17 protein-coding genes and 1 other annotated feature are annotated in these 14683 nt (G+C 35.8%); of the genes, 16 read left to right on the plus strand and 1 reads right to left on the minus strand.

The window, feature by feature from the left end; genetic code table 11:
• Nucleotides 1–45: 45 nt before the first annotated feature.
• The 16 genes from glmM to JHK62_RS01895 all read left to right on the plus strand — a co-directional run bounded on the left by glmM (nt 46) and on the right by JHK62_RS01895 (nt 13688).
• On the plus strand, nt 46–1395 hold the full coding sequence (glmM, locus tag JHK62_RS01820) for a phosphoglucosamine mutase (RefSeq protein WP_199574973.1): 1350 nt from the start codon (nt 46–48) through the stop codon (nt 1393–1395).
• Nucleotides 1396–1512: 117 nt separating this feature from the next.
• Nucleotides 1513–2643 (plus strand): radical SAM family heme chaperone HemW, encoded by a 1131-nt coding sequence (gene hemW / locus JHK62_RS01825; protein WP_199574974.1) that lies wholly within the window; start codon nt 1513–1515, stop codon nt 2641–2643.
• A gap of 4 nt (nt 2644–2647) precedes the next feature.
• Nucleotides 2648–3382, plus strand: coding sequence for an acyl-ACP thioesterase domain-containing protein (locus JHK62_RS01830; protein WP_199574975.1), 735 nt, complete (start codon nt 2648–2650; stop codon nt 3380–3382).
• Nucleotides 3372–4145 (plus strand): TIGR01457 family HAD-type hydrolase, encoded by a 774-nt coding sequence (locus tag JHK62_RS01835; RefSeq protein ID WP_199574976.1) that lies wholly within the window; start codon nt 3372–3374, stop codon nt 4143–4145. The genes JHK62_RS01830 and JHK62_RS01835 overlap by 11 nt, the downstream gene beginning before the upstream one ends.
• The gene (locus JHK62_RS01840; RefSeq protein WP_199574977.1) at nt 4135–4785 is read left to right on the plus strand and encodes a TIGR01906 family membrane protein; all 651 of its coding nucleotides are present in this window, start codon (nt 4135–4137) and stop codon (nt 4783–4785) included. Before JHK62_RS01835 ends, JHK62_RS01840 begins: the two co-directional genes overlap by 11 nt.
• 50 nt (nt 4786–4835) lie before the next feature.
• Nucleotides 4836–5984, plus strand: a complete 1149-nt coding sequence (locus JHK62_RS01845; protein ID WP_199574978.1) for a cysteine desulfurase family protein — start codon at nt 4836–4838, stop codon at nt 5982–5984.
• A gap of 1 nt (nt 5985) precedes the next feature.
• Nucleotides 5986–7200: a tRNA uracil 4-sulfurtransferase ThiI gene (gene thiI, locus JHK62_RS01850; RefSeq protein ID WP_199574979.1), complete on the plus strand. Its 1215-nt coding sequence runs from the start codon at nt 5986–5988 to the stop codon at nt 7198–7200.
• Nucleotides 7201–7296: 96 nt separating this feature from the next.
• Nucleotides 7297–8505 (plus strand): CapA family protein, encoded by a 1209-nt coding sequence (locus tag JHK62_RS01855; RefSeq protein ID WP_199574980.1) that lies wholly within the window; start codon nt 7297–7299, stop codon nt 8503–8505.
• Nucleotides 8490–9029, plus strand: coding sequence for a GNAT family N-acetyltransferase (locus JHK62_RS01860; protein WP_199574981.1), 540 nt, complete (start codon nt 8490–8492; stop codon nt 9027–9029). The genes JHK62_RS01855 and JHK62_RS01860 overlap by 16 nt, the downstream gene beginning before the upstream one ends.
• A 76-nt stretch (nt 9030–9105) precedes the next feature.
• Nucleotides 9106–9179, plus strand: a sequence feature (ribosomal protein L21 leader region).
• A gap of 16 nt (nt 9180–9195) precedes the next feature.
• Nucleotides 9196–9510, plus strand: a complete 315-nt coding sequence (rplU, locus tag JHK62_RS01865) for a 50S ribosomal protein L21 (protein WP_199574982.1) — start codon at nt 9196–9198, stop codon at nt 9508–9510.
• A 12-nt stretch (nt 9511–9522) separates the two neighbouring features.
• Nucleotides 9523–9864 carry a ribosomal-processing cysteine protease Prp gene (locus JHK62_RS01870; RefSeq protein WP_199574983.1) on the plus strand — a complete coding sequence of 114 codons (342 nt, stop codon included), beginning with the start codon at nt 9523–9525 and terminating at the stop codon, nt 9862–9864.
• A gap of 21 nt (nt 9865–9885) precedes the next feature.
• Complete coding sequence (gene rpmA / locus JHK62_RS01875; RefSeq protein ID WP_018369751.1) at nt 9886–10179, plus strand: 50S ribosomal protein L27; 294 nt, start codon at nt 9886–9888, stop codon at nt 10177–10179.
• Nucleotides 10180–10325: 146 nt separating this feature from the next.
• Nucleotides 10326–10772 (plus strand): signal peptidase II, encoded by a 447-nt coding sequence (gene lspA / locus JHK62_RS01880; RefSeq protein ID WP_199574984.1) that lies wholly within the window; start codon nt 10326–10328, stop codon nt 10770–10772.
• Nucleotide 10773: 1 nt separating this feature from the next.
• Entirely contained in the window at nt 10774–11670 is an 897-nt protein-coding gene (locus JHK62_RS01885) for an RluA family pseudouridine synthase (protein WP_199574985.1), read from the plus strand.
• A gap of 217 nt (nt 11671–11887) precedes the next feature.
• Complete coding sequence (pyrR, locus tag JHK62_RS01890) at nt 11888–12409, plus strand: bifunctional pyr operon transcriptional regulator/uracil phosphoribosyltransferase PyrR (protein WP_199574986.1); 522 nt, start codon at nt 11888–11890, stop codon at nt 12407–12409.
• A 13-nt stretch (nt 12410–12422) separates the two neighbouring features.
• A complete protein-coding gene (locus tag JHK62_RS01895) occupies nt 12423–13688 on the plus strand; it encodes a uracil-xanthine permease family protein (RefSeq protein WP_213087388.1) in 1266 nt (421 codons plus the stop codon).
• Between the two features lie 66 nt (nt 13689–13754).
• Here JHK62_RS01895 and JHK62_RS01900 read toward each other — a convergent pair whose 3' ends face one another.
• Nucleotides 13755–14567 carry a PrsW family intramembrane metalloprotease gene (locus JHK62_RS01900; RefSeq protein ID WP_199574987.1) on the minus strand — a complete coding sequence of 271 codons (813 nt, stop codon included), beginning with the start codon at nt 14565–14567 and terminating at the stop codon, nt 13755–13757.
• Between the last annotated feature and the right edge of the window lie 116 nt (nt 14568–14683).

The following is a 14683-nucleotide window of genomic DNA, read 5'->3' on the forward strand; positions in this document are numbered from 1 at the left end:
GAAGGAAAACAAAGAAGGAGGAGAGTGAGCAATCACTAGATTATTATGGGAAAATATTTTGGAACAGACGGTGTTCGTGGTGAAGCGAATGTTGAATTAACACCTGAATTAGCTTTTAAATTGGGACGATTTGGTGGTTATGTACTAAGCCAACACGAACAAGGGACACCAAAAGTCTTGGTAGCAAGAGACACACGTATTTCTGGTGAAATGCTTGAAGCGGCCTTGGTTGCTGGTCTTTTATCAGTTGGTATTGAGGTTTACAAACTTGGCGTTTTAGCAACGCCTGCTGTTTCTTACCTTGTAAGAACTGAAGGTGCTAGTGCTGGTGTTATGATTTCTGCCAGCCATAATCCTGCTTTAGATAATGGGATTAAGTTCTTTGGTAATGACGGCTTTAAATTAGACGATGAGAGAGAATTAGAAATCGAAGCCTTGTTGGATAAAGAAGACGATACTCTTCCACGTCCAAGTGCTGAAGGATTAGGGAAATTGGTTGATTTTCCTGAAGGCTTAAGAAAATATGAGAAGTTTCTAGTCTCTACTGGCGTAGATTTAAAAGAGATGAAAGTAGCACTAGATGCAGCCAATGGTTCAGCAAGTACGTCTGCAAGACAAATCTTCTTAGACTTAAATGCTGATATTACTATTATTGGAGAACAGCCAGATGGATTAAATATCAATGACGGTGTAGGCTCAACTCATCCAGAAGCTCTTCAAAAACTGGTTATTGAAAGTCAATCAGCTATTGGTTTAGCTTTTGATGGTGATAGTGATCGATTAATTGCTGTTGATGAAAAAGGTGAAATTGTTGACGGTGATAAAATCATGTACATCATTGGTAAATATCTTTTTGAAAAAGGTGAATTAGCCAAAAACACCATTGTGACAACGGTCATGTCAAATCTTGGTTTTCATAAAGCGCTTGATCGTGAAGACATCCATAAAGTCGTGACAGCTGTCGGTGACCGCTATGTTGTGGAAGAGATGAGAAAGTCAGGTTATAATCTTGGTGGTGAGCAATCTGGTCATGTTATTATCATGGATTACAATACAACAGGTGATGGTCAACTAACCGCCATTCAGTTAACCAAAGTGATGATGGAAACTGGCAAGTCACTGTCACAATTAGCTAGCGAGGTAACTATTTACCCTCAAAAATTAGTTAATATTCGTGTAGAAAATCAAATGAAGAATAAGGCTATGGAAGTGCCTGCTATTTCAGAAATTATCAAAAAGATGGAAGAAGAAATGGCTGGTAATGGTCGTATTCTTGTGCGTCCTAGTGGCACAGAACCACTATTACGTGTGATGGCTGAAGCGCCAACTCATGAAGAAGTGGATTATTATGTTGATACTATTGCAGAAGTTGTTAAAGCTGAAATAGGAATTTAGAAGAATGCATCGTTTAAGCGATGCATTTTTCACTCATTAGTTTCCTTAAAAGCCACTGATTAGCTATATAAGAAAAGATATTTGTTTTTTATCATTTAAAAATGTTAAAATAGTCCTATGCAAAATAAACCAACGTCAGCTTACGTACATATCCCTTTTTGTACACAAATTTGTTACTATTGTGATTTTTCTAAAGTCTTTATAAAGAATCAGCCTGTAGATGACTATCTAAAGGCTCTTACTCGTGAATTTGATTCTTATGGTATTAAAAAGTTAAAAACGCTCTATATTGGTGGGGGAACGCCAACTGCCATCGATGCTTATCAGCTGGATTATCTATTACAACACTTACAAAAGCATTTGGATCTTTCTCAGCTATCAGAGTTCACCATTGAAGCAAATCCTGGAGACCTTACAAAAGATAAGATTGCTGTTTTGAAAAATTCTTGCGTTAATCGTGTGTCCTTAGGTGTTCAAACCTTTAATAATAAACACTTGAAACAAATTGGTAGAGGACACAATGAAAGTCAAATCTATGAAAGTATTGATAGTTTAAAAGCAGCAGGTTTTGATAATATCTCGATTGACTTAATCTATGCACTTCCTAATCAAACCATGGATGATGTTAAGGAAAATGTTGCAAAAGCTCTCAAGCTTGACATTCCGCATCTTAGTCTTTATAGTTTGATTCTCGAAAACCACACCGTTTTTATGAATAAAATGCGTCGTGGTAAGTTACCATTGCCTACTGAGGATTTAGAAGCAGAAATGTTTGACTATATTATTGCTGAGATGGAAAATCATGGATTTGAACATTATGAAATCTCCAATTTTTCCAAACCCGGCTTTCAAAGTCAACATAATTTGATGTACTGGAATAATGATGAGTACTACGGCTGTGGGGCTGGTGCATCAGGTTACCTTGATGGGATTCGCTATAAAAATCATGGGCCAATTAGGCATTATTTAAACGCTGTTGAAGAAGGGTCAACAAGAGTCACAGAAGAAGTTCTCAGTCTAAAAGAAAAAATAGAGGAAGAACTCTTCTTAGGGCTTCGAAAAAAATCAGGGGTTTCAATAAAACGCTTTGAAGAAAAATTTAATCTTTCTTTTGAAGAACAGTATGGTGACGTTGTTTCAAAACTTTACCAAGATGGCTTGTTACAACGAACAGGCGATCGAGTTAGAATGACGAAAAAAGGACTATTTCTTGGAGATAGTGTTGCAGAAAAATTTATTTTGGAGTAATTTTATGGGGAAAAAATATAGTGTCTCTCTTCGTGTACCGTTTTATGACGTTGATCTTAACCAGAATATGAAATTATCACATCTCCTTGCAAGATGTCTCTATGTTTCTGGTCTCCAATCAAAAGAACTTGGTGTTTCTGATCAAAAAATATTTGCTGATTATCACTTGGTTTGGGTGATTACTGACTATGATATAACTATTAATCGTCTTCCTCATTACGATGAAGAAATTACCATTGAAACGCAAGCGCTCAGTTATAATCACTATTTTTGTTACCGCCAATTCAAAATTCTTGACCAAGATAGCAACCTTCTTTTAACAATTATGGGCAGTTTTGTCTTGATTGACTATAGAACAAGAAAATTGAGTTCTGTAGTAGACGAAATTGTAGCTCCTTATGAATCTGAGAGAACAAAAAAACGACTTAAGGGTCCTAAATATCCAAAACTTGATGAGAGCATAGAGACGCAACTGCCTATCACGTTTTTTGACTATGATTTGAATGGTCATGTGACTAATAGCCAATACCTCAATTGGGTCTATGATAGTCTTTCATTTGAATTTTTGAAAGAGCATACGCCAAAACAGATTAATCTACGCTTTTTAAAAGAAATTACTGGTGAAGGGGCGATTTCTTCAAAAGTTCAGTTTAATGACAATACGTCCTATCACGAAATACAATATCATGACGCTGTTCATGCCCAAGCTATTATCGAATGGAGAAAAAATGACTTATAAAGCTTATATCATCGATCTTGATGGCACAATCTATAAAGGTAAAAATCGAATTCCTGAAGGGGAAAAATTTGTTCACCACTTACAAGAACGACAAATCCCCTATCTTTTCTTGACCAATAATACAACAAGAACCCCTCAAATGATCAAAGACATGCTTTCTCAACAGTTCAATATCAACACAGGCTTAGAAACAATTTATACGGCCTCTTTAGCCACACTTGATTATATGAATGATTTAGGAAAAGAAAAAACAGCTTATGTTTTAGGTGAAGAAGGCTTAAAATCAGCCATTTATGATGCTGGTTATGTTGAAGATACAAAAAGTCCTGCCTATGTAGTGGTTGGCTTAGATAGAACACTCGATTATGAAAAGCTCTCAATTGCAACGTTAGCCATTTTAAACGGTGCAACCTTTATCGGTACAAATCCTGATTTGAATATTCCAACCGAAAAAGGTTTACAACCAGGTGCAGGAGCTCTTTTAGCCTTTTTAGAGGCAGCAACACGTGTTAATCCAACGATTATTGGTAAACCTGAAGCCATCATCATTGAAAAAGCTTTAGCAATTTTAGATGTTGACAAAAAAGACGCTATTGTTGTAGGCGATAATTATAAGACAGACATTCGTGCTGCTATTGATAACGGCATTGCAAGTCTTTTAGTGACAACTGGTTTTACCAAGCCTGAGGAGGTTAGGAGCTTACCTATCAAACCTGATTTTGTATTAAACAGTTTAGCGGAGTGGTCGTTTGATGAAAAATAAAATATTAAGCCTATTTTCAATCATCTGGCTACTATCACTAGCGATTTTAGTCACTATTTATTTGGTTTGGCTTAGCTACCCATTAGCGATTGACTATTTTAGTCTGGGAGATATCGTCGCTCTACCAGTTAAAAGAATTGCAAATAATTTTAATGATTTAATGTTTTTTTTGACCAATCCTCTAAAATTAGAATTACTGATGCCTGATTTTCCAACCTCTGAAAGTGGTCTTAAACACTTTTTTGATGTTAAATGGTTATTTCATCTCGCACAAGCAGTCGCTATCGTTTTAGCACTTCCAAGCTTATCGTTTTTTAAAGAAGCTTTTAAAAAACAAAGGTTATGGTATTATCAAAGATACTATTTATTTGCTCTTATTTTACCAGTGTTAGTAGCTGGTTTTGCTTTTTTTATCGGCTTTGACAATTTTTTTACACTCTTTCACACGCTTTTGTTTCCAGGGGATTCATCCTGGTTATTTAATCCACAAACAGATCCCGTGATTTTAATACTGCCAGAAGAGTTTTTCCTAGCTTGTTTTATCGTCTTTTTTATTCTCTATGAAGCTATCATGTGTCTTTTTTATTTGATGGCAAGACGTTCTCTTTTTAATAAGCTTTCCAAAAGGTCAAAGAATTGATTATAAGAATCTGGCTTTACTAGCCATCTACTTCCATGAAAGGACAGGACATGATTTATTTTGATAATGCGGCAACGACAATGCCTTATCCAGAGGTTTTAAAAACCTATCAAGACGTTGCCCAAAAAATTATTGGTAACCCATCTAGTTTACATCAACTAGGTTCTCAAGCTTCAAGAATTTTAGAGGCTGCAAGAAAACAAATCGCCGATTTAATTGGTAAGAAACCCGAAGAGATATTTTTCACATCAGGTGGAACAGAAAGTGATAACTGGGTGATTAAGGGAGTTGCTTTTGAGAAGATGAGTTTTGGAAAACATATTATCATCTCAAGCATTGAACATCCAGCAGTGACTGAATCAGCCAAAGCACTTGAAAAACTTGGTTTTGAGATTGATTATGCGCCTGTTAATAAACAAGGGTTTGTTATTGTTGAGCGTTTAGAAAAAATGATACGAACAGATACGATTTTAGTTTCTATTATGGCTGTTAATAATGAAATTGGCGCCATTCAGCCCATTCAAGAAATTGCTGAAGTTTTAACAGCTTGGCCAAAAATTTCTTTTCATGTGGATGCTGTTCAAGCTATCGGTAAAATAGATACAAGTGTCTTTCTACCTGAACGTGTTGACTATGCTAGCTTTTCTGGTCATAAATTCCATGCCATGCGTGGTGTTGGTTTTATTTATAAAAAAGATGGTAAGATGATCTCACCGCTCTTATCAGGAGGGGGACAAGAAAAACAATTACGAAGCACAACTGAAAATGTGCCTGCGATTGTTGCTATGGCAAAAGCTCTTCGTTTAGTCATGACACAAAGAGATACTGTCAATCAACGTTTAACACAAATGAAAGAGACTATTTACCAAGCATTGATAAAAAATAAAGATGTTGTTCTCTTTTCAGAAAATACGGATGACTTTTCACCCCATATCCTTACTTTTGGTATTAAAGGAATTAGAGGAGAAGTTTTGGTACATGCCTTTGAAGAACATGATATCTATCTCTCAACGACAAGCGCATGTTCATCACGTGCAGGTAAAATTGCAGGGACCTTAATCAGTATGGGAGTTGAAACCAGTTTAGCTCAGACAGCAGTAAGAATCAGTCTAAATGATAGTAATAATATGGCAGAAGTGGAACAGTTTTTAACAATTTTCAATCATATTTATGAAAAAATGGAAAAAGTGAGAGGTTAGAATGGAATATTCAGAAATTATGATTCGCTATGGGGAATTATCAACTAAAGGTAAAAACCGTATGCGTTTCATCAATAAATTAAAGCAAAACATTCAAGATGTGTTATCAATTTATCCCAAGGTCAAGGTCACTGCTGATCGTGATCGGGCTCATGTGTTTTTAAATGGGACAGACTACCAACCAGTAGCAGAGTCGCTCAAAGAAATCTTTGGTATTCAGGCTTTCTCACCTTCTTATAAGGTTAAAAAAGAAATGCCAGCAATCAAACAAGCTGTTCAAGATGTTATGACACACATCTATCAAGAAGGGATGACCTTTAAAATCACTAGTAAACGTAGTGATCATGAGTTTGAACTAGACAGTCGTGAGTTAAACCAAGTTTTAGGAGATGCTGTTTTTGACGTTATCCCTGATATCAAGGTTCAAATGAAAAAACCAGACATTGATTTGAAGGTTGAAATCAGAGATGAAGCAGCTTACTTATCTCATGAAAATATCAAAGGTGCAGGTGGCTTGCCTGTTGGGATTTCTGGTAAAGGCATGTTGATGCTATCTGGTGGGATTGATTCACCCGTTGCAGGTTACTTGGCACTTAAAAGAGGGGTGTCAATTGAAGTTATTCATTTTGCTAGCCCACCTTATACAAGTCCAGGTGCCCTAAGAAAAGCGCATGAATTGACGAGAAAGTTAACGAAATTTGGTGGGAATATTCAATTTATCGAGGTGCCATTAACTGAGATTCAAGAAGAGATAAAAAACAAGACACCAGAGGCTTACCTCATGACCTTAACCCGTCGTTTTATGATGCGAATTACTGATGCCATAAGAGAAAAACGTCGAGGGCTTGTTATCATCAACGGGGAAAGTCTAGGCCAAGTAGCCAGCCAAACGTTAGAGAGTATGCAGGCTATTAATGCTGTGACCTCAACACCAATTATTCGACCTGTTGTGACTATGGATAAGTTAGAAATCATTGAATTGGCTGAAAGAATTGATACTTTTGAAGTGTCTATTCAACCTTTTGAAGATTGCTGTACGATTTTTGCACCTGATCGTCCTAAGACAACTCCAAAAGTTAAAAAGGCTGAATTTTATGAAAATCGTCTAGATGTAGAAGGATTAGTGGCGCGTGCTGTAGCTAATATGAAAGTCATTGAAATCACTCCTCAAGTGGAAAAAGATGATCTGTCACAATTGATTGATGATTTTCTCTAAAAAGGAAACTAGGAAAAGTCTATTCTTTTTCTAGTTTTTATTTTTACTTATCAAGTATTGTAAAATAGAGTATAATAGTTGTAAGGAGAAAATGGTATGTTTAAATTAAAAAGAGAAACATTATTACTACTATTATCAGTTATATTGTTATTAGTCATTACCTTTTTAGGTGTCCTGCTTAATCGGTCACAGTTAACATCGCCAAAACCTGTTCCAGAGGCAGCGAAGAAAACCGATAACTCAGTGAAAACAGCTCGTGTTGTTGCTAACGGAGATATTTTGCTACACGATATTTTATACACTAGTGCTAAAAAAGCAGATGGTAGTTATGACTTTACACCTTACTTTGAGTATGCTAAAGATTGGATTGATGATGCCGATTTAGCTATTGGCGATTATGAGGGAACTATAAGTCCTGATTTTCCACTAGCAGGCTACCCTTTATTTAATGCTCCAAGTGAAATTGCTGAAAATTTAAAAAGTGTCGGCTATGATGTGGTTGACTTAGCTCATAATCATATTCTTGACTCACAACTAGCTGGTGCGCTTAACACAGTTGATGTTTTTCAAGACCAAGGGATAGACACAGTTGGTGTCTACAAAACAAATCGTGAAAAAGAACCCTTTCTAATCAAAGAAGTCAATGGTATTAAAATTGCTATCTTAGCTTATGCTTATGGCTATAATGGCATGGAAGCCAACTTGACTCAAGAGGAATACGAAAAACACTTGTCTGATTTGGATGAAGAAAAGATTCAAGCTGAAATTGAAGAAGCAGAAAAGAAAGCTGACGTCACTATTGTCATGCCTCAAATGGGTGTTGAGTATCAAAGAGAACCGACACAAGAACAAATTGATCTTTATCACAAAATGATTGATTGGGGAGCAGATGTTGTTTTTGGTGGTCACCCTCATGTGACTGAGCCATCTGAAGTACTTGAAAAAGAGGGAGAGAATAAATTAATCATCTATTCTATGGGCAATTTTATTTCTAACCAACGACTAGAAACGGTTGATGATATTTGGACTGAACGTGGTGTTTTAATGGATGTCACCTTTGAAAAAAAAGGAGATAAAACTGTGATTAAAACTGCAAAAGCTCATCCTACGCAAGTATGGTCTTGGGGTAAGGGAGAGTACGGCATAGAAGGTTATGAGTATCGTGATTATCGCGTTTTAATTTTAGAAGATTTTATCGCAGGTGGTAAAAACAGGGATACAATAGATGATACGATGAAAGAAAAAGTCGATATCGCCTATAAAGAAATGAATGAATTGGTGGATTTAAAATGGCCGAGCAATTAACTAAAAAGAAAGTCACCCTATTTTCAAAAGCCTCTAAAGACGTTAAAGAATTATACTTATCTGCTTTCCCGAAAGTTGAACGTTTTCCGTATATTCCTTTACTTTTAAATGCATATCGTCGTGATATCGAATTTACTTCTTATTACGATGATGAGAAATTTGTTGGCTTATCCTATATTGTTTTTTCAAAACACTTTGTTTTTCTCTTATTTTTGGCGGTTAACCCCTTGCATCGTAATCAATCCTATGGTAGTCGTTTATTAAATACGATAAAGGCCTCTTCCAAAGGACGCCCAGTAGTTTTAGCCATTGAAGAAATGGATGAGACTGCTTCCAACTACCAACAACGTTTAAATCGTCTTGCTTTTTATGAGAAAAATGACTATCATATGATTCCTCATTTTTATTACGAAATGGGTGAAAAGTATCAATTACTAGCTACTGAAAAAACAGTGGATATGGGTGAATTTAAAAAAATGCTGAGAAAAATATCATACGGTATTATTCCGATTGATATTGATTAAAAAATGAAGAATAATTGTTTAAAACACTTGTCAAAGAGTGAAAATAGTGATAGAATTGTAATGTTGACTAAATGCACATCCAGTGCAACCGCGCGACTATTGTTTTAAGTAGATCTTATCTCACAATACAAGGCGAGTCTTCACAAAAAATTATAGGAGGTGCATCATGAGCACATATGCAATCATTAAAACTGGTGGCAAACAAGTTAAAGTTGAAGTTGATCAAGCAATTTATATTGAAAAACTTGACGTTGAAGCAGGAGCAGAAGTTACTTTTGACGAAGTTGTTCTTGTTGGTGGCGAAAAAACAGTTGTTGGAACACCATTAGTATCTGGCGCAACAGTTGTTGGAACTGTTGAGAAACAAGGGAAACAAAAGAAAGTTGTTACTTTCAAGTATAAACCTAAAAAAGGTAGTCACCGTAAACAAGGTCACCGCCAACCATATACAAAGGTTGTTATTAAAGCCATTAACGCTTAAAAGGAATAACACATGATTAAAGCAACCATATCAAAATTATCTAATGGGCAACCTGTCCACATTAAAATAACAGGTCATGCTGGTAGTGGAGAATATGGGCATGACGTCATGTGTGCAGCCGTTTCGACCCTATCGATTAATTTTATCAATTCGTTAGAGCAACTGGCAGCCTATGTTCCAGACTATCGTATCAATGATGTTACGGGTGGTGAGATGATTATTGATTTTTCAAATCTCGATACCACAACTAATAAAGAAACTGTTCAGATTTTATTCGAATCGTTTCTACTTGGGATGACAACTATTTCTGAGGATTCACCAGAATATGTCAAAACAAGGGTTATGACAAACTAACAAAAGAGAGGAAATAGCATTATGTTAAAAATGAATCTTGCTAACTTACAACTTTTCGCCCACAAAAAAGGTGGAGGATCTACATCAAACGGACGTGATTCTCAATCTAAACGTTTAGGAGCTAAAGCAGCTGACGGTCAGACTGTTACTGGTGGCTCAATTCTTTATCGTCAACGCGGAACTCACATCTATCCAGGTGTGAACGTTGGTCGTGGTGGAGATGACACCCTTTTTGCAAAAGTTGAAGGTGTTGTTCGCTTCGAACGCAAAGGACGTGACAAAAAACAAGTTTCTGTCTATCCAATTGCAAAATAATTAGTGATTAATAAAACTTCTTCTATTATTAGAAGAAGTTTTTTAATGCTCGAAAAATCATAATTTTTTTCATCACTTATCTTATGGTATAATGTGGTAAGATATAAAAAATGATAGTTTCTAGGAAAGGTTTTTAGAATAGATAAATGAAGAAAACATATATCGTTATTATGGGTATTGCCCTTATTGTTTTAGACCAATTGAGTAAGTTATGGATTGTTTCTAATATTTCTCTTGGAGAAGTGAAGCCATTTTTACCGGGGCTATTTAGCTTAACGTATTTGCGTAATCATGGTGCTGCTTTTTCAATTCTTCAGAATCAACAATGGTTTTTCTTTGTGATAACCTTAGTTTTTCTAGGAGCTGCTAGTCGTTTCTTTTTGAAAACTAGAGAAGACCAAGTCATTACTCGAATAGGACTCTTATTAATTATAGCTGGTGGGATTGGTAATTTTATTGATCGTTTACGCTTAGGTTATGTGGTTGATATGATTCATCTTGACTTTATGGATTTTGCCATATTTAATGTTGCCGACTCCTATCTGACAATAGGTGTTCTTGTCCTTGTTTTAGCATTATGGAAAGAAAATTAAAATGAAATTAGTTATTAAAGAAGCTGGTAGCCGGCTAGACAAAGTATTAGCTGACTTCACAGAACTGTCGCGCGCCAAAGCCAATGAAGAAATAAAAAAAGGAGCTGTTCTTGTTAATGGTGAAAAAGTAAAACCAAAGTATGCCGTTAAAGTTGGTGATATAGTGAATTATGAAATACCTGAGGAGACTATTTTAGATTATGTAGCTGAAGATATCCCCATTGAAATCATTTATGAAGATGATGATGTGGCGGTGGTGAATAAACCTCAAGGAATGGTTGTCCATCCTTCTCACGGTCATCCATCAAAAACACTTGTTAACGCTTTGTTGTTTCATATTAAGAACTTATCAAGCATTAATGGGGTGATTAGACCAGGTATCGTTCATCGAATTGATAAAGATACTTCAGGCTTGTTAATGATTGCAAAAAATGATACTGCCCATCAGCTTTTGGCTAAAGAGCTTAAAGATAAGAAATCTTATCGTCACTATCTTGCCATTGTTCATGGCAATTTACCAAATGATCGAGGGATTATTGAGGCACCGATTGGCAGAAGTGATAAAGATCGAAAAAAACAAGCAGTTAAAACGGGTGGCAAGCCAGCTTTAACCAGATTTGAAGTTCTGGAACGCTTTGGCGATTATAGCTTAGTTTCCTTGACATTAGAAACAGGTCGTACTCATCAAATTAGAGTTCATATGGCTTACATAGGACATCCTATTGCAGGCGATCCCTTATATGGGCCAAGAAAAACCTTAAAAGGGCATGGACAGTTTCTTCATGCTAAAACGATTGGTTTTACCCATCCCAAAACTAATGAAACCATGACTTTTTCTGTTGAACCACCAGAAATTTTCCTAAAAACTTTGCAACAATTGAGAGAATCAAACGATTAGGTTTTTAACTTACTTATTAATTCTAATAAATCATAAAAAAAGACTTGTTAAAAGTACAATAATGTGGTATCCTTTTATAAAAATAAGATCCTTTAAAATTGTCCCGTGAGGCAATCAAGGTGAGCATAAAAAAAGCATTGGTATTCTTTTCCTTAGATTTTTTTCTGTGGTCTCCTTGTAAAAGGAGACTTTTTTAATAGAAAAAAGGAGAAATAAGGTGAAAAGCAAAAAAATTGTTGATGATCTGACAATGCAACGAGCCATTACTCGAATCACTTATGAAATCATTGAACGCAATAAAGTCTTAGACAATATTGTTCTCGCTGGGATTAAAACACGTGGTGTTTATATCGCTCAACGCATCCAAGAAAAATTGAAGCAACTTGAAGGGATTAGCCTTCCAGTTGGGGCAATTGACACCAAAGCATTTAGAGATGATATCAAAGTTGAAGAAGATACCACAAAAATGCCAGTTGATGTGACTGACAAAGAGATTATTTTAGTCGATGATGTCCTCTATACCGGTCGCACGATACGAGCAGCAATTGATAATCTAGTTAGTTTAGGACGTCCTTCAAGAATTGCTTTAGCAGTACTTGTCGATCGTGGGCATAGAGAATTACCGATACGAGCAGATTATGTCGGAAAGAATATTCCAACAAGTTCAAAAGAAGAAATCATTGTTAAAATGATTGAAATTGATGATGAAGATGCAATTATTTTAAATGACCCAAGTTAAAAAGGAGACAATAATGGAAGAAATTAGATATGACGTTCACGACATGCCAAAACCAAGCTTACTTGTAGGCTTATCCTTTCAACATCTTTTTGCGATGTTTGGAGCAACTGTACTCGTTCCAATTCTTGTTGGTATAGACCCAGCTGTTGCTCTTTTTTCAAGTGGACTTGGAACTTTAGCACACTTATCTGTGACAAAATATAAGATTCCTGCTTACATGGGTTCAAGTTTTGCTTATATTGGTGCCATGCAGACACTTTTAAAAACGGATGGTATTGGTGCAGTGGCACAAGGTGCGATTACTGGTGGACTAGTTTATTTTGCAGTAGCACTCATTGTTCAAAAATTAGGCAATGATTGGATTGATAAGATTTTGCCACCTGTAGTGGTGGGACCAATCGTTATGGTTATTGGTCTTAGTCTTGCCTCAGTTGCAGTTAATGACGTTATGTTAAAAGATGGCACTTACAATGTTAGTTATGTTGTTATTGGCTTATTTACCTTATTTGCTGTCATTCTCTTTAATATCTTTGGTAAGGGTATTATTGGTGTTATCCCAATCCTTTTAGGACTTATTTCAGGCTATTTATTCTCACTATTATTCGGTTTGGTGACGGGGCAAGAAATTGTTAGTTTTGCAGAAGTTCAGTCAGCAAATTGGTTTGGTTTACCTGCTTTCAATATTCCTTTTTTAAACTATAGTCTAAAATTCTACCCAAGTGCTATATTTACTATGGCCCCAATTGCCTTTGTCACAATGACTGAGCATTTTGGTCATGTGATGGTCTTAAATAGTCTAACTGGTAGAGATTATTTCAAAGAACCAGGTCTTGACAAAACCTTAGCAGGAGATGGACTTGCTCAAGTTCTTGCAGGATTGTTTGGTGCACCACCAGTAACTTCCTATGGTGAAAACATTGGTGTTATGGCACTGAATAAGATTTACTCGGTCTATGTTATTGCAGGTGCTGCTGTGTTTGCCATCCTTCTCAGTTTTATCGGTAAAATTTCTGCTCTAATTCATTCTATCCCAACACCGGTTGTTGGAGGAATTTCCCTAGCTCTTTTTGGTGTTATCGGTGCTAGTGGTCTTAAAATTTTAATCGAATCAAAAGTAGACTTAGATAACAAAAAGAATCTGTTTATTACTAGTGTTATTTTAATCTCTGGTATTGGTGGTTTAATCATTCAAACCCCATGGCTTCATATTCCTGGGGTAGCAGTGTCAACTATTTTGGGTATTCTTCTTTATCAAATATTGCCAGAAAACAACAGCTAATCTTTTTGAAAAATAAATAAAAACCCTTGAGCCAAAGTGCAAACTTGCCATTGACTCAAGGGTATTTTAATGATTCATGCTTGGCTTTTGATAAATAAAGCTTAAGACATCAACAAATAGAAAAATTGCAATGGTCACTAAAACGGCTGAAACAACTGAGCTAACGTTTAGTGGTGAGTTCCATAAGAAGTGAAGAAAGACTGGTAAGATAGTCCATGTGATGATTTTTTTCTTAGGAATGTCATTTGATTTGGTAACTAAAAGAAAAATACCAAGAGTGAATACAGAGGTGTAGAGATAGTGTGATGAAAGAGCACCAGACATTCTTGAAAGTGCTGTTCCTATACTAAAGTCAATATGTTCTGTCGCATCTGTTAGGATATAGGCAAAATCCTCAACAATTTGAAAGCCAAAACCAACAGTCAATCCTGTCATAAAAACAGTTTCTTTTTTAAAGGCTTTGAAGAAATAGATAATGGCAAATGTCATTAAAGCTTTGATGGATTCTTCCACAAATGGTGCCGTTAAAGCAGCCTCCCAATCTTGTAGGAAGTAACTGTCAAAACCGATTGATTGTAGTAACGAATAGACAAGCCCATTGCCAATACTTGATAACCAACCAGTGATTAAACCACCAGAAATGAGGGCAATGATAAGAAATTTATTAGGCGTTTTCAAGTGATTTTTTAAAAATCGAATGGCAAGAGACATTGGAAAAATGTAAATGCCAAGAAGTAGTGTGCTAAATAAAATAATCACTTGGTTAACGGCTGATCCATCGTAGTTAATGAGTGGAAATAGTTCAAAATCAATTCCGTAGACAATTAAAAAAAGCCAAATAGCAACTAGCAATTTTTGTTTTTTTGTTATAATAGGCATCAGTTTTCTCCTTAATAGATTAAGATACAGTTTAGCAATATCTTAGTTTTTTGTCAATCTGTCTAGGTCCAATTTTTTCACAAAAACATAACCATTTTTTATCAGTTTATGATTGA

Origin of the sequence: Streptococcus pacificus (assembly GCF_016481305.1) — a bacterium.
Taxonomy (GTDB): Bacteria; Bacillota; Bacilli; order Lactobacillales; family Streptococcaceae; genus Streptococcus; species Streptococcus pacificus.